Here is a 14,157-nt window from a genome sequence, read left to right on the forward strand (position 1 = left end):
CACGACCGAAATTAGGCAGAACAGGTGAAGCAGCCGACCGGCCCGAGTGAACGGACGGTGAACCGTGGCGGACGACCCGGTGCGTTCCGGAGTGTCCGCACACGGTCGCCATCATCCGTTATCCCGCCGTTACCGTGGTGTGACCGCGGGCTCCCGCAGCCACAGGTGCTGGAATTCGGCCCGCGCCGCCTCGACCTCGTGGCGCTGGTCGGCGTGCAGGACGCCCAGGGCGTAGGCCGTCGCCGGGGCGATGCGGGGGGTGCGGGCGGCCGTGGCGGAGGCGGCGGCGGCCTCGGCGGCGTCCCGGTGGCGGTCCAGGGCCTCGCCCGCGGCCGCCGGGCGGGTCACGTCCTCACCGAGGACCTCCCGCGCGTAGCGGTGGACCCGCAGGAGGCGGCGTACCTCGTGCCAGAGGCCGTCGTGGTCCGCGTCGTACGGGCTCGGCGCCGCCTCGCAGCCGCCGACCGGCGGCAGCGCCGAGACCGCGGCCGACAGTCGGGTTTCGGCCACGGCCGCGAGGGGCACGAGGACCTCCCCCACCCGTCCGCGGGCCGCGACGGCGTCGAGCGGGACCTCGGAGGCGAGCACCGCCACCGCGTCCGCCACCGCGTGGAAGCGGGACGAGCCGAGCGCCTGGAGGGTTGCCGAGTGGGCGCGCGTACGGGCCAGGGTCAGCTGGCGGTCCAGCAGTGCGCCCGCGCGCGCCGAGCCCACCGTCAGCGCACCGGCCGAGCCGCGCGGCGCCGGAAGCTCCGGGGACCCCGACAGCCGGTGCAGCGCGTCCATGAGCCGGGCCAGCCGGGCGGCGTAGGCGTGCTCGTCGGCCAGGGTCGAGGACAGCCAGACCAGCTCGGTGCGCAGCCCGTCGGCCCAGGAGGACTCGGTCACCACCCGGAAGGTGGCCAGTGATCCGCTGATGCGGCGCGCGGCCCCCCGCAGGCTGCGCGCCGCGACGCCGCTCTCCGCGGCGTCGGCCCCGCTCTCCTCGTGCAGGCGCAGGCCCCGCAGGAAGGCCGTGGCCTGGGAGCGCAGGTACGCGCCGAGCACGTCACCTGCGTCCGCCGTCGCCGTGATCGGGTCATGGTTTGGCTGAGCCACGCCGGCGCCTCCGGGCGTCTATGAGCGTCTCCTGTACGTGCCGCAGCGGCTGGCCGTCCGCGTCGGTGCTGTGCCGGGTCCATTCGCCGTCCGGGCCCAGGTGCCAGGAGGAGGTGGCGTCGGACATCCCGGTTTCCAGCATCCGGTCCAGTGCCGCGCGGTGGGCCGGGTCGGCGACCCTGACCAGTGCCTCGATACGGCGGTCGAGGTTGCGGTGCATCATGTCGGCGCTGCCGATCCACACCTCGGGCTCGCCGCCGTTGCCGAAGGCGAAGACCCGGGAGTGTTCGAGGAAGCGGCCGAGGATCGAGCGGACCCGGATGTTGTCCGAGAGTCCGGGGACCCCTGGGCGGACGGCGCAGATGCCGCGCACCCAGATGTCGACGGGCACTCCCGCCTGGGAGGCCCGGTAGAGCGAGTCGATGAGGGCCTCGTCGACGATCGAGTTCATCTTGAGGCGCACGTACGCGGGGCGGCCGGCCCTGTGGTGGGCGGCCTCCTTGTCGATCCGCGCGATCAGGCCGTCCCGCAGCGAGCGGGGAGCGACCATCAGCCGGCGGTAGGTCTCGCGTCGCGAGTAGCCGGACAGCCGGTTGAACAGGTCGGAGAGATCCGCGCCGACCTGCGGGTCGGCCGTGAGCAGGCCGAGGTCCTCGTACAGGCGGGCGGTCTTGGGGTGGTAGTTGCCGGTGCCGACGTGGGCGTAGCGGCGCAGCTGGTCGCCCTCCTGGCGGACGACGAGCGACAGCTTGCAGTGCGTCTTGAGGCCGACGAGCCCGTAGACGACGTGGCAGCCGGCCTCTTCCAGCTTGCGCGCCCACTTGATGTTGGCCTGCTCGTCGAAGCGGGCCTTGATCTCGACGAGGACGAGGACCTGCTTGCCGGATTCGGCGGCGTCGATCAGGGCGTCCACGATCGGGGAGTCGCCGGAGGTGCGGTAGAGCGTCTGCTTGATGGCGAGGACGTCCGGGTCGGCGGCGGCCTGCTCCAGGAACCTCTGCACCGAGGTGGAGAAGGAGTCGTACGGGTGGTGCAGCAGGACGTCGCGCTCGCGCAGGGCGGCGAAGATGTCGGGCGCGTGCGCGGACTCGACCTCGGCCAGGTCGCGGTGGGTGCCGGCGACGAACTTCGGGTACTTCAGCTCGGGCCGGTCCAGGGAGGCGATCCCGAAGAGGGCGGTCAGGTCCAGCGGCCCGGGCAGCGGGTACACCTCGGAGGCGTTGACGTTCAGCTCCTGCACGAGGAGGTCCAGGACGCCCGGGTCGATGGACTCCTCGACCTCCAGGCGCACGGGCGGGCCGAAACGGCGCCGCATGAGCTCCTTCTCCAGGGCCTGGAGGAGGTTCTCGGCGTCGTCCTCCTCCACCTCCAGGTCCTCGTTGCGGGTCACGCGGAACATGTGGTGCGCGAGCACCTCCATGCCCGGGAACAGCTCCTCCAGGTGGGCGGCGATGACGTCCTCCAGCGGGACGTAGCGCTGCGGGGAGGCCTCCAGGAAGCGGGAGAGGATCGGCGGCACCTTGACGCGGGCGAAGTGGCGGTGGCCGCTGACGGGGTTGCGCACGACCACGGCCAGGTTGAGGGAGAGGCCGGAGATGTACGGGAAGGGGTGCGCGGGGTCCACGGCCAGCGGGGTCAGCACCGGGAAGATCTGGTTCCGGAACAGCGTGAAGAGGCGGGCCTGCTCCTTCTCCGTGAGATCGGGCCAGCGGATCAGGTGGACGCCCTCCTCGGCGAGTGCCGGGGAGATGTCCTGCTGGAAGCAGGCGGCGTGGCGGGCCATGAGCTCGCGCGAGCGCGTCCAGATGAGGTCCAGCACCTCGCGGGGCTGCAGGCCGGAGGCCGATCGGGTGGCGACGCCCGTCGCGATGCGCCGTTTGAGGCCGGCCACGCGGACCATGAAGAACTCGTCGAGGTTGCTCGCGAAGATCGCCAGGAAGTTGGCGCGCTCCAGGAGCGGGGTCGTCGGGTCCTCGGCGAGCTCCAGCACCCGCTCGTTGAAGGCGAGCCAGCTGCGCTCACGGTCGAGGAAGCGGTTCGGGGGGAGCTCCCCGCCGTCCTTGTCGTCGTAGGCGTCCAGGTCGGCGTCGAGATCGGGGTCGAAATCGACGTGCGGGCGGTGCGCGGCGATGGAGCCTATGCGTGCGTGGGCCGCGGCGCCGGGTGCCTGGTCGGCGGCTTTGCCGGTGTCCTTGCCGGTGTCCTTGCCAGTGGCTTTTCCGGCCTTGTCGGCGGCGGACGCGGACGTGTGGGACGGGTGCTGGGCGGGGACCTCGGTGGGACCGGCGCTGGGCTTGTGGCTCATGACTCCATTCTTCCGCGCAAGCGGCAGGACAGGCGCGTCGGACGTGTCGGCCGTCAGTCGGAGTCGGGGCTGCATTGGGGGAGAGTCGCAAGCGCTTCTGAATGCCCGGTTAATGGCGCATGGCTTCCCGGCTCCGGCTGGCGCACGAGTCCCTCCCGGGGGGCGCGGGTGCGGCGCGGTTGCCGGGGGCGCCGCCCCCGGGCCCCCGCGCCTCAAGTGCCGGCGGGGCCGAAGGCGGGGTCAGCTTTCCGTGCGGTACATCAGGTCGACCTCGTGGGTGGTGAAGCCGAGGCCCTCGTAGACGTTGAGGGCCGCCGGGTTGTCGGCGTCGACGTAGAGCATGGCCGTCGGCAGGCCCTGGGCCGCCAGGTGCTGGAGGCCGATCGCGGTGAGGGCCTTGCCGAGGCCGCCGCCCTGGGCTCCGGGGAGTACGCCGACCACGTAGACCTCGCCCAGCTGGTCCGCCGCGTGGACCTTCGTCCAGTGGAAGCCGACGAGCTCGCCGTCGCGCTCGGCGAGGAAGAAGCCTTTGGCGTCGAACCACGGCTGCGCGATCCGGTCGTCGAGGTCGCGCTGGGTGAGCGAGCCCTGCTCGGGGTGGTGGGCGAAGGCGGCGGCGTTCGCCGCGAGCCAGGCCGCGTCGTCGGTGCCGGGCTGGAAGGTCCGTACGGTCACGCCCGGCGGGAGCGCCGGGTCCGGCAGCGGGGCCCCCTCGGCGAGGGGCCGGCGCAGCTGGCGCAGCTCGCGGAAGAGGGTCAGGCCGAGCACCTGGGCGAGGTGCCGGGCGGCGGACTTGCCGCCGTGGGCCCATACCCGAAGCCGCTTGCCGGAGGCGGCCAGCAGGGCCATCCCCATGGCGCGACCGTGGCCGCGGCCGCGCAGGGCGGGGTGCACGACGAGTTCGGCGGCCGGCGCCTCCACCGGGTCGGTGTCCTCCAGTTGCCCGTACGCGGCGAGCCGGCCGCCGTCGGTGAGCAGGAAGTGCCGGATCCCCGGGCGCGGTCCTCCGCGCAGCTGGAGCCTTCCCTGTTCGGACACGGCGGTGGTGCCGTCCGTGCGCGCCGCGTCCTCGATCAGGTCGAGGACGGCGTCGGCCTGTTTCCCCGTCAGCTCGTCGAGGGTCTGAATCTGCCGTCCCGGCTCCAGGGCCGCGCTTGCGTCAGTCATGGAACGAGCCTACGACCGTCCCGGCCGCCGGGTGGAGTGCGGGCGCGGGGTCGGTCCTTCTTCTGCGCGTAACCAACGCGATACCCGTTACCCCCTGGTAGAGCTACGCGCGTTGACCATAGGCTTCGGCGGACCTCCCAAGCAGTATCGCTGTCCACAAAGGGGACTAAATGTCAGCGACGCCACAACGGCACCGCCGAAACCGCCGGTTGACCTTCGCCGCCCTCGCCGTCACGGCCGGGGCCGGAGCGATGGTCGCGGCCGCACTGCCGGCCGGTGCCGCGAGTGGTGGCGGTGCGGCCAAGAGCCGGACCGTCGATGTGCAAATGCTGTCGTTCAACGACTTCCACGGCACCCTGGAGCCCCCGCAGGGCTCCTCCGGCACCGTGACCGAACGTCAGGCCGACGGCACCACCAAGGCCATACCCGCGGGCGGGGTCGAGTACCTCGCGACCAGCCTGCGCGAGGCCCGCAAGGGCCACGAGTACTCCGTCACCGCGGCTGCCGGCGACATGATCGGCGGCAGCCCGATGCTGTCCGGGCTCTTCCACGACGAGCCGAGCATCGAGGCGCTGAACAAGCTGGGCCTGAACGTCTCCAGCGTCGGCAACCACGAGTTCGACGAGGGCAAGACCGAGCTGCGCCGCATGGCGTACGGCGGCTGCCACCCGGTCGAGGGCTGCTACGAGTTCGGCAAGGAGTTCACGGGCTCCACCTTCCAGTACCTCGCCGCGAACGTCACGGACGAGAAGACCAAGCGCCCCCTGATGTCGCCCACCTACGTGTGGAAGAAGGGCGACGTGAAGATCGGCTTCATCGGCGTCACCCTGGAGGGCACTCCGGACGTCGTGACCGCCGAGGGTGTCAAGGGCCTCAAGTTCGGCGACGAGATCGAGACGATCAACAAGTACGCCGCCGAGCTGAACAAGCAGGGCGTGAAGTCGATCGTCGCGCTGATCCACGAGGGCGGTCTGCCCGCGAACGGCGCGTACAACTACGACTGTGACGTCCCGGGTGCCGGCGCCGGCATCTCGGGCGCGATCGTGGACATCGCCAAGAACGTCGACGCCAAGGTCGACGCGCTGGTCACGGGCCACACCCACCAGGCCTACGCCTGCAACATCCCCGACCCGGCGGGCAACCCGCGCGCGGTGACCTCGGCGGCCTCGATCGGCCGGCTGTTCACGGACACCACGCTGACCTACGACCGGCAGACCAAGGACATCGTCCGTACGCCGGTCACCTCGCCCAAGCCGGTCAACAAGGTCGTCACCCGGGACCAGCCCAAGGCCCCGGACATGACCGAGCTGATCGGTCGCTGGAACGCCCTGGCGGCCCCGATCGCCAACCGCCCGCAGGGCTTCATCTCGGCGGACATCCCGGGCCGCGGCTCGGCGGAGCACGAGAAGCCGCTCGGCGACCTGATCGCCGACGCCCAGCTGGAGGCGCTCGCCCCGGCGGACAAGGGCGGCGCGCAGCTGGCCGTCATGAACCCGGGCGGCATCCGCTCGGACCTCGCCTACAAGGCCTCGGGCGCCGAGGGCGACGGCGTGGTGACCTACGGCGAGTCCTTCACGGTCCAGCCGTTCACCAACATGATGAACGTCGTGGACCTGACCGGCGCGCAGCTGATCACCGCGCTCCAGCAGCAGGTCAGCGGGCCGGTCAACGGGCCGAGCCCGAAGATCCTGCAGGTGTCGAAGGGCTTCACCTACACCCTCGACATGACGAAGGCGGGCGCCGACCGCATCGTCGTGGACTCGGTCAAGCTGAACGGTGTCGCGATCGACCCCGCCAAGACCTACCGGGTCGCGATGAACGAGTTCCTCGCGGGCGGCGGTGACGGCTTCACCGTCCTGAAGGAGCACAAGAACAAGCTGGTCGGCGCGTCCGACCTGGACTGCTTCAACGCCTACCTGACGAAGAACTCCTCGGCGTCCGCGCCGATCGCCCCGCCGGCGGCGAACCGGATCACCGTCATCAAGTAACACCCGCGCACAGCGTGCCCGGAGGGGCGGTGGGCCTGTCGGCCCGCCGCCCCTCCGGCGTTTTCCCGCGCACCCCCGTGGCGCGGGGACCCCGTGGGGTCAGAGCGCCGCCAGGAAGGTCCCGACGGCCCGGTGGAAGCCGTCCGGGTCGGTGAACGGTACGAAGTGGTCGCCGTCGAGGGGCGCGTACGAGGTCTTCGGGCGGCGGGCGGCCATCGCGTCGGCGACGGGCTGCGTGAGCGCCTGGCTCCGGGTGCCGTGGACCAGCAGGGCCGGGCAGGTGCTCGCGAGCCAGACGTCCCAGTGGTCGCCGGCGCAGGCGTGGATGGAGTCGAGCATGTCCTGCGGGTGGTAGGCCAGGCGCCAGCCGCTGCCGTCGGGGAGGGGGCGCAGTCCGTCGGCGACGAAGGGCGCGGCGGCCGGTCCGGCGGCGGCGAGGAGTTCCTCGCGGGTGGGGGCGGTGTAGGGCAGGCCGCCCAGGAAGTCGAACCAGTTCGGTCCGTCGGGGATGCGGATGTCGACGGTGGCGTCGACGCCGACGAGCGCGCTGATCCGGTCGGGGTGGGCGGCGGCCAGGTGGTAGGCGTTGAGTCCGCCGAGGGAGTAGCCGAGGAGCGGCACGGGGGTGTCCAGGCCCAGGTGGTCCAGGAGGGCGACGGCGTCGGCGACGTAGCCCTCGCGGCGGTAGTCGGGCGCCCGGTCCGACGCGCCGTGACCGCGCTGGTCGGGGGCGATGACCCGCCAGCCGTCGCCGAGGGAGGCGGCGAGGCCGGTGAAGGCGAGGGCCTCGGACATGCCGCCGTGCAGGGCGAGGAGCGGTCGGCCGGTGCCGCCGAAGTCCAGGTAGGAGAGGGTCCGGTTCTCGATCTTCAGCTCGTGGCGCATGTTCCTGCCTTCCGTGGGCCCGTGGATCTCTTGCGTCGGCTCCACCCTGCCAGCGTTTGGGCAAGCGCGCAATACGTTTGTATTGCGCGCTTGCCCAAACGGCTGGTGGATACGATCCCGGCATGGGAAATCGCGAGGACCTGCTGGCCGGAGCCCGGCGCTGCCTGGAGGAGAAGGGCTACCTGCGCACGACCGTGCGCGACATCGCCACGGCCGCGGAGGTGAGCATGGCCGCGATCGGCTACCACTTCGGGTCGCGCGAGGCGCTGCTCAACCAGGCGCTGTTCGCGGCGATGGAGGAGTGGGCCGCGGGCTCCGGCCGGCTCGCCGGAGAGGGTGAGACCGCGGGGGAGCGCTACGCCGACACCTGGGACCGCAAGATCCGGGACTTCGGCGAGATGCGCTGGCTGTGGCTCGCCTCCGTCGAGGCATTCGTGCACGCGCAGTCCTCGCCCGAGCTGCTCGCCATCCTGGCCGAGGGGCAGCGCCGGAACCGCCGGATGGTGGCCGCGGCCCTGCGCGGGGTGCCGGAGTCAGAGGTGTCGGAGGCCGACGTACGCGCCCTCGGCTCGATGCACATCGCGCTGCTGAGCGGGGTGATGGTGCAGACGCTGACCGATCCGGAGCAGGCTCCGGACGGTCGGGAGCTGCTCCGGGGGCTGCGCGAGATGGTCGGGCTGCTCGAAGACTGACCATTGCCGACGGGTGGTCAGTGTGACGTGTCCACGCCATAATCCGCCCATCACCGGGTCGGCGAAGGGGCGGGCATGGGCACGGTCGCGAGCACGGGCATGGGTACGGGCATGGGCCGGCGGGCGTTTCTGGCCGGAGCGCTGGCCGCCGGAGCGGCCGTCGGACTGGGAGCCGCGTCCGCCCCGGCCGCCGCGGCGGCCCTCGGCACCCAGGACTGGATGGCCGGCCTCGGCGACTCCACCGCCCTCCAGCGGATGACCGTCCCCGGCACGCACGACTCCGGCGCGACCAAGGGCGGGCTCTACGTCGCCTGCCAGAACACCTCGATCGCCCAGCAGCTCGACTCCGGCATCCGCTTCCTGGACGTGCGCTGCCGGGTCACCGGCGGCTCCTTCGCCATCCACCACGGGTCCTTCTTCCAGGACCTGATGTTCGGGGACGTCCTCGTCGCCTGCTGGAACTTCCTCGCCGCCCATCCTGGCGAGACCGTCCTGATGCGCGTCAAGCAGGAGTATTCCGGGGAGAGCGACGCCACCTTCCGTGCCGTCTTCGACGACTACCTCGACAACCGCGGCTGGCGCCCGCTGTTCCGGATCGCCGACACCCTGCCCACGCTCGGCCAGGCCCGCGGCAAGGTGGTCCTGCTCGCGGACAACGGCGGCCTGCCGGGGCTGCGCTACGGCGACGGCAACGTCTTCGACGTCCAGGACGACTGGAACGCCGAGCCCTTCGCCAAGCGCGGGAAGATCGAGAACCACTTCCGCAAGGCCGTCCAGCAGCCCGGCAAGCTCTTCGTCAACTACGTCAGCACCTCGGCCTACATGCCGCCGCGCTGGAACTCCGACCGCCTCAACCCGCAGGTGCACTCGTTCGTCGACGGCGGCGAGCTGGCCGGCCGGACCGGGCTGGGCATCGTCCCCATGGACTTCCCCAACACCCGCTCCGGCCTGGTCCCCTCACTGATCCGGCACAACTGACGGCTCGGAGGGCGGCGGCGTGGGCGCCCCCGGGATGCGGAGCACCGCCTCGGTGCCCGGACCGCCGTCCGCCGCCGCCCGCAGCTCGGCGCTGCCGCCCGCGCGGGCCGCCGTGCGGGCCACGATCGACAGGCCCAGTCCGCTGCCGGGCAGGGCGCGGGCCGAGGGGGAGCGCCAGAACCGCTCGAAGACGTGCGGCAGGTCCTCCGCCGGGATGCCCGGCCCGTGGTCCCGTACGGTCAGCTCGCCCGCCCGCAGCGTCACCTCGACCGAGCCGCCCGGCGGGCTGAACTTCACCGCGTTGTCCAGGACGTTGACCACCGCCCGCTCCAGCGCCGCCGCCTCGCCCCGTACGTACCAGGGCTCCAGGTCCGAGGCGAAGGCCAGCTCCGGACCGCGCAGCCGGGCCCGCGACAGCGCGGCCGCGGCGATCTCGTGCAGGGCGACCACTGCGAGCCGGCCCGGGGCGGCCGCGTCCGGCCGGGACAGCTCCTGCAGGTCGCCGATCAGCGAGGCCAGTTCCGTCATCTGCGCCTTGACCGAGGCCAGCAGCTCGCGCCGGTCGTCGGGCGGGATGGCCCGGCCGGTCTCCTCGCTGCGCGCGAGCAGCTCGATGTTGGTGCGCAGCGAGGTCAGCGGGGTGCGCAGCTCGTGACCGGCGTCCGCGATCAGCTGCGCCTGCCGCTCCTGGGAGGAGGACAGGGCCGCCGTCATCGCGTTGAAGGACCGCGACAGGCGGGCGATCTCGTCGTCGCCCTCGTCGGGGATCCGTACGGTCAGGTCCTCGGTACGGGCGATGTGCTCGACGGCGTCGGTCAGCTCGTCGACGGGCTGCAGCCCGGTACGGGCCACCCACAGGCCGGCGACGCCGGCGCCGACGACCCCGATCCCGGAGACGAGGAGCAGCACCCAGGCCAGGGTGGACAGCGGCTTGTCGATGTCGGCGAGCGGTTTGGCGATGGAGACGCCGCCGAAGACCTGGCCGGTGTCCGGGGCCACCACCGGGATCGTGAAGACCCGCATCTGGGTGCCTGCGGAGGTCGTCACGGTCTGCAGGGTCTTGCCCCGCCGGCCCGCCGCGATCTCCTTGTCGGCCTCGGTCACCGGCAGCGCGGTCGGCCCGGCGACCCAGCAGTGCCGGCCGTCGGGCAGGACGATCTGGACGGTCGCGCCCAGGTTCCCGGCGGTCTGCTGCCGGGGCTGCTGCGGTGGCGGGAGACAGTCGTTCTGGATCACGATCCGGTTCACCTCGGCGCCGACGTTCGTCGCCATCAGGGAGCGGTCGAGCTGATCGCGCAGCTGGGTGCGCACCATCACCCAGGACACCGCGGACACCGTGGCCACGGCGAGGGCCACCGCCACCGTGACCAGCAGGGCCAGCCGCGAGCGCAGGGGCAGCGCGCGGAAGCGGGCGACCGGGCTCACTCGGGCCCGCCCTCGCCGGCGCGCAGTACGTAGCCCACGCCGCGCACGGTGTGGACCAGGCGCGGCTCGCCGCCCGCCTCGGTCTTGCGGCGCAGGTACATCACGTACACGTCCAGGGAGTTGGAACTGGGCTCGAAGTCGAAGCCCCACACGGTCTTGAGGATCTGTTCGCGGGTCAGGACCTGGCGCGGGTGCGCGAGGAACATCTCCAGCAGCGTGAACTCGGTCCGGGTCAGCTCCACCGGCCGCCCGGCCCGGGTGACCTCGCGGGTCGCGAGGTCCATGCGCAGGTCGCCGAAGGCCAGGGCGTCCTCGTGCGCGTCGGCGCCGGCCTGCGGGGCGGCGTAGGAGCTGCGGCGCAGCAGGGCGCGGACGCGGGCGAAGAGCTCGTCGAGCTCGAAGGGCTTGACGAGGTAGTCGTCGGCGCCCGCGTCGAGGCCGGTGACGCGGTCGCCGACGGTGTCGCGGGCGGTGAGCATCAGGATCGGGGTGACGCTGCCGGAGGCGCGCAGCCGCCGGGCCGCAGTGAGCCCGTCCATCCGCGGCATCTGGATGTCCAGCACGATCAGGCCGGGGGCGTACGAGGCCGCCTTGTCGAGGGCGTCGAGGCCGTCGACGGCGGTCTGCACGGCGTACCCCTCGAAGGCGAGGCTGCGGCGCAGGGCCTCGCGTACGGCCGGTTCGTCGTCGACGACGAGGATCCGCGCTTCGCCTTCGGCGGGATTCATGGATGGGTCTCCCAGGTGTGGTGGTCGGCCGGTGGCTCCGACGGGTGACGGCGCCTCCAGCCTCGCACGGGCTAGAAGGAGGTGCCGAAGCCGTTGGCGAAGGAGTCGCCGCCGGGGTTCTGGGAGTTGCCGGAGGAACCCTTGCCACCGGGGCCGCCCTTGCGCAGGGAGTCCAGGTCGGCCTTGATCGTGTCGACCGGGATGGCGAATCCGAGGCCGACGCTGCCGGCGGCGGAGCCGCCCGAGGAGGGGGAGTAGATCGCGGAGGGCATGCCCACGATCTCGCCGTTCATGTTGACCAGGGCGCCGCCGGAGTTGCCGGGGTTGAGGGAGGCGTCCGTCTGGAGGGCCTTGTACGAGGTGGTGTCCGAGCCGGTGTTCCCGTTGAACTGGCGGCCGCCGAAGGAGAAGGGCCAGCCGCCCTCGCCCTGCTGGCGGCCCTGCGGGGAGCTCTGCTCCGACTTGGGCACCTTCACCTCGCGGTTCAGCGCCGAGACGATGCCGCTGGTCACGGTGCCGGTGAGGCCGTCGGGGGAGCCGATGGCGACGACCTGGTCGCCGACCTTGACGCTGCCGGAGTCACCGAGCCTCGCGGGCTTCAGGCCGGACGCGCCCTGGAGCTTGATCAGGGCCAGGTCCTTGTCGGGATCGGTGCCGACGATCTTGGCGGAGTACTTCTTGCCGTCGCTCATCGTCACCTGGATCTCGGTGGCGCCGTCCACGACGTGGTTGTTGGTGGCGATCTCGCCGTCGGCGGTGAGCACGATGCCGGAACCGGTGCCCTGGCCGGAGCCGGTGCGGGTGTCGATGCGGACGACCGAGGGGCTGACCTGGTCGGCGATGCCGGAGACGGTGCCGGTGCTGGACTGCGAGACGTTCGTGCCGTTGACCCCGCCGGCCGTACCGGCCTGCCGGTCCATCAGCTGCTGCACGGCGGCCGCGGTGCCGCCGCCGACCAGGGCCGCGGCGAGCGCGACGGCGGCCAGCAGGGCGAGCGGCTTCTTGGCGCGCCGGTCGGGTGCGGCGTGGGCCGGCCCCTGCGGGGTGCCCGTGCCGTCGCCGCCGCCGGCCGCCGCCGGGACGGTCTCGCCCACGATGACCGGCGGCTGGTGCGCCTCGTGCCAGCCGGGCGCGGCCGGCGGGTAGGCGGGCGGCGGTGGATACGCCCCGGTCCCGGCTCCGGCCTCGTGCGCCAGCCGGTCGCGTCCGCGCTGCCAGTCCTCGCCGAACGGCGCGTGCTGGGGGCGGTGTTCCTGCGGGTACTCGCCTTCGCGGCGGAAGCTCTCGGTCATGGGACGACTCTCCCCGCCGTTGATGAGAGCTTCCTGAGTCCGGCCTGAGAAGCCCGACAGAACCGCGTATGCCCGATGTAAAGGCACTTCCCGCCTCCTTCTCTCTCCGCTACCTTGAACATGTTCAAGTGAACGTGTTCAAATACGGATCGGGGGGATCATGGACGGGGTCGTGCCGCGGAGGGTGAAGCGCGTGCCGTGGAGGCTGGCCGTGACGGCGGCGGCGGTGACGGCCGGTGCGGTGGTGTACGCGGCAGCCGTGGGGAAGGAGGGCGTGCCGGGCGCGGTGTACGTGGTGGTCCCGGCCGTCGTCGTGCTGCCGCTCCTCATGCGCCAGGCGCCGGCATCCTTCGGCCGCGCATGCCTGATCGTGGGGGTGATGCTGCTGTGGGGGTCACCGGTCGGGGCCGAGTTCGGTCTCGGACCTGTCGTCGCGGCGGCGCTCCTGCTGTTGGCCGCCTCCGTCGCCGACCCCGCCAACTCACCTGACTGTGCGTCGGTCACGGTGGGCCTGGTACTGCCGCCGCTGTTCTACCTGCTGCTTCTCTTCGCCGCCTGGTAGGCCCCCTAGCGGCAGCCGCAGGAGCGGCGGATCACCAGGGCCGACGGGAACTGCTTGAGGCGCTCGCGGCGCGAGCCGGCCACGCGCAGCCCGTCGTCCAGGACCAGGTCCACCGCCGCGCGGGCCATCGCCGGGCGGTCCGAGGCGATCGTGGTCAGGGGCGGGTCCGTGAGGGCCGCCTCCTTCACGTCGTCGAAGCCCGCCACGGCCAGTTCCCCGGGCACGTCGATGCGCAGCTCGCGCGCGGCGCGCAGCACACCGATCGCCTGGTCGTCCGTGGCGCAGAAGATGGCCGTCGGCCGGTCCGGCCGCGCCAGGACCTCCAAGGCGACCGTGTACGCGTCGTAGCGGTTGTACGGGGCCTCGATCAGCCGGCCCTCGATCGAGCGGCCCGCCTCCAGCATGGCCCGGCGCCAGCCCTCGACGTGGTCGGCGACCGGGTCGCCGACCGACGGGGTGTTCTCGATGCCGCCGATACAGGCGACGTACTCGTGACCGTGCTCCAGCAGGTGCCGGGTGGCGAGCTGGGCGCCGCCGATGTCGTCCGTGACGACCGCGACGTCGTCGATCGCCTCCGGGCGCTCGTGCAGGAGCACCACACGGGCGTCCCAGGCCTCGATCTCGCTGGCGGCCTGCTCGCTCATGCCCTGGCTGACCAGGATCAGGCCCGAGACCCGCATCCCGAGGAAGGCCCGCAGGTAGTGGACCTCCCGCTCGGTGCGGTAGTCGGAGTTGCCGACCAGGACCATCTTTCCGCGCTCGGCGGCGGCCTGCTCGACCGCGTGCGCCATCTCCGCGAAGAACGGCTGGCGGGCATCGGGGACGATCATGCCTATGAGGTCGGTGCGCCGCGACGCCATCGCCTGGGCGACCCGGTCCGGGCGGTAGCCCAGGTCCTTGATCGCGGCGAGGACACGCTCGCGCGTGGCCGGGGCGACCGGCCTGGGTCCGTTGTTGATGACGTAGCTCACGACGGCGGTAGAAGTACCCGCAAGTCGCGCTACGTCATCCCGCGTCACCTTGGCCACGCGCGGCAG

General features: G+C 72.3%; 12 protein-coding genes. 4 read left to right on the forward strand and 8 right to left on the reverse strand.

Features of this window, described 5'->3' with window-relative positions; translation table 11 throughout:
* Nucleotides 1-129: 129 nt before the first annotated feature.
* The 3 genes from IG86_RS0128775 to mshD all read right to left on the reverse strand — a co-directional run bounded on the left by IG86_RS0128775 (nt 130) and on the right by mshD (nt 4,570).
* Nucleotides 130-1,098: a CHAD domain-containing protein gene (locus IG86_RS0128775; protein ID WP_030823169.1), complete on the reverse strand. Its 969-nt coding sequence runs from the start codon at nt 1,096-1,098 to the stop codon at nt 130-132.
* Nucleotides 1,079-3,403, reverse strand: a complete 2,325-nt coding sequence (locus tag IG86_RS0128780; RefSeq protein WP_030823172.1) for an RNA degradosome polyphosphate kinase — start codon at nt 3,401-3,403, stop codon at nt 1,079-1,081. Before IG86_RS0128780 ends, IG86_RS0128775 begins: the two co-directional genes overlap by 20 nt.
* 240 nt (nt 3,404-3,643) lie before the next feature.
* Complete coding sequence (mshD, locus tag IG86_RS0128785) at nt 3,644-4,570, reverse strand: mycothiol synthase (protein ID WP_030823174.1); 927 nt, start codon at nt 4,568-4,570, stop codon at nt 3,644-3,646.
* A gap of 170 nt (nt 4,571-4,740) precedes the next feature.
* On the opposite strand from mshD, the gene IG86_RS0128790 reads away from it, so the two are divergent.
* A complete protein-coding gene (locus tag IG86_RS0128790; protein WP_045936306.1) occupies nt 4,741-6,558 on the forward strand; it encodes a bifunctional metallophosphatase/5'-nucleotidase in 1,818 nt (605 codons plus the stop codon).
* Between the two features lie 99 nt (nt 6,559-6,657).
* Here IG86_RS0128790 and IG86_RS0128795 read toward each other — a convergent pair whose 3' ends face one another.
* A complete protein-coding gene (locus IG86_RS0128795; RefSeq protein ID WP_030823180.1) occupies nt 6,658-7,443 on the reverse strand; it encodes an alpha/beta fold hydrolase in 786 nt (261 codons plus the stop codon).
* Between the two features lie 122 nt (nt 7,444-7,565).
* On the opposite strand from IG86_RS0128795, the gene IG86_RS0128800 reads away from it, so the two are divergent.
* Together IG86_RS0128800 and IG86_RS0128805 are read left to right on the forward strand one after the other, a co-directional pair.
* Nucleotides 7,566-8,135, forward strand: a complete 570-nt coding sequence (locus tag IG86_RS0128800) for a TetR/AcrR family transcriptional regulator (protein WP_030823183.1) — start codon at nt 7,566-7,568, stop codon at nt 8,133-8,135.
* A 75-nt stretch (nt 8,136-8,210) separates the two neighbouring features.
* On the forward strand, nt 8,211-9,113 hold the full coding sequence (locus IG86_RS0128805; protein WP_234315969.1) for a phosphatidylinositol-specific phospholipase C: 903 nt from the start codon (nt 8,211-8,213) through the stop codon (nt 9,111-9,113).
* On the opposite strand, the gene IG86_RS0128810 is transcribed toward IG86_RS0128805, so the two are convergent.
* The 3 genes from IG86_RS0128810 to IG86_RS0128820 all read right to left on the reverse strand — a co-directional run bounded on the left by IG86_RS0128810 (nt 9,093) and on the right by IG86_RS0128820 (nt 12,558).
* Nucleotides 9,093-10,538, reverse strand: coding sequence for a sensor histidine kinase (locus IG86_RS0128810; RefSeq protein ID WP_030823189.1), 1,446 nt, complete (start codon nt 10,536-10,538; stop codon nt 9,093-9,095). The genes IG86_RS0128805 and IG86_RS0128810 overlap by 21 nt on opposite strands.
* A complete protein-coding gene (locus tag IG86_RS0128815; RefSeq protein WP_030823192.1) occupies nt 10,535-11,266 on the reverse strand; it encodes a response regulator transcription factor in 732 nt (243 codons plus the stop codon). Before IG86_RS0128815 ends, IG86_RS0128810 begins: the two co-directional genes overlap by 4 nt.
* A 71-nt stretch (nt 11,267-11,337) precedes the next feature.
* On the reverse strand, nt 11,338-12,558 hold the full coding sequence (locus IG86_RS0128820) for a S1C family serine protease (RefSeq protein WP_030823196.1): 1,221 nt from the start codon (nt 12,556-12,558) through the stop codon (nt 11,338-11,340).
* Nucleotides 12,559-12,751: 193 nt separating this feature from the next.
* Here IG86_RS0128820 and IG86_RS0128825 point away from each other — a divergent pair, with 193 nt between their 5' ends.
* Nucleotides 12,752-13,120 (forward strand): hypothetical protein, encoded by a 369-nt coding sequence (locus IG86_RS0128825; RefSeq protein WP_157854923.1) that lies wholly within the window; start codon nt 12,752-12,754, stop codon nt 13,118-13,120.
* 5 nt (nt 13,121-13,125) lie between these two features.
* Here the strand turns inward: IG86_RS0128825 and IG86_RS0128830 are convergent, their stop codons facing one another.
* A complete protein-coding gene (locus tag IG86_RS0128830; RefSeq protein ID WP_030659049.1) occupies nt 13,126-14,148 on the reverse strand; it encodes a LacI family DNA-binding transcriptional regulator in 1,023 nt (340 codons plus the stop codon).
* Nucleotides 14,149-14,157 lie beyond the last annotated feature (9 nt).

The sequence above is a fragment of the Streptomyces virginiae genome (genome assembly GCF_000720455.1).
In the GTDB taxonomy this organism is placed as follows: domain Bacteria; phylum Actinomycetota; class Actinomycetes; order Streptomycetales; family Streptomycetaceae; genus Streptomyces; species Streptomyces virginiae.

Excerpts from the sequence above, each read along its gene's own strand:
- IG86_RS0128780 (WP_030823172.1), bottom strand. The coding sequence starts at position 3,403 with ATGAGCCACAAGCCCAGCGCCGGTCCCACCGAGGTCCCCGCCCAGCAC.
- mshD (WP_030823174.1), bottom strand. The coding sequence starts at position 4,570 with ATGACTGACGCAAGCGCGGCCCTGGAGCCGGGACGGCAGATTCAGACC.
- IG86_RS0128790 (WP_045936306.1), top strand. The coding sequence starts at position 4,741 with ATGTCAGCGACGCCACAACGGCACCGCCGAAACCGCCGGTTGACCTTC.
- IG86_RS0128795 (WP_030823180.1), bottom strand. The coding sequence starts at position 7,443 with ATGCGCCACGAGCTGAAGATCGAGAACCGGACCCTCTCCTACCTGGAC.
- IG86_RS0128800 (WP_030823183.1), top strand. The coding sequence starts at position 7,566 with ATGGGAAATCGCGAGGACCTGCTGGCCGGAGCCCGGCGCTGCCTGGAG.
- IG86_RS0128805 (WP_234315969.1), top strand. The coding sequence starts at position 8,211 with ATGGGCACGGTCGCGAGCACGGGCATGGGTACGGGCATGGGCCGGCGG.
- IG86_RS0128815 (WP_030823192.1), bottom strand. The coding sequence starts at position 11,266 with ATGAATCCCGCCGAAGGCGAAGCGCGGATCCTCGTCGTCGACGACGAA.
- IG86_RS0128820 (WP_030823196.1), bottom strand. The coding sequence starts at position 12,558 with ATGACCGAGAGCTTCCGCCGCGAAGGCGAGTACCCGCAGGAACACCGC.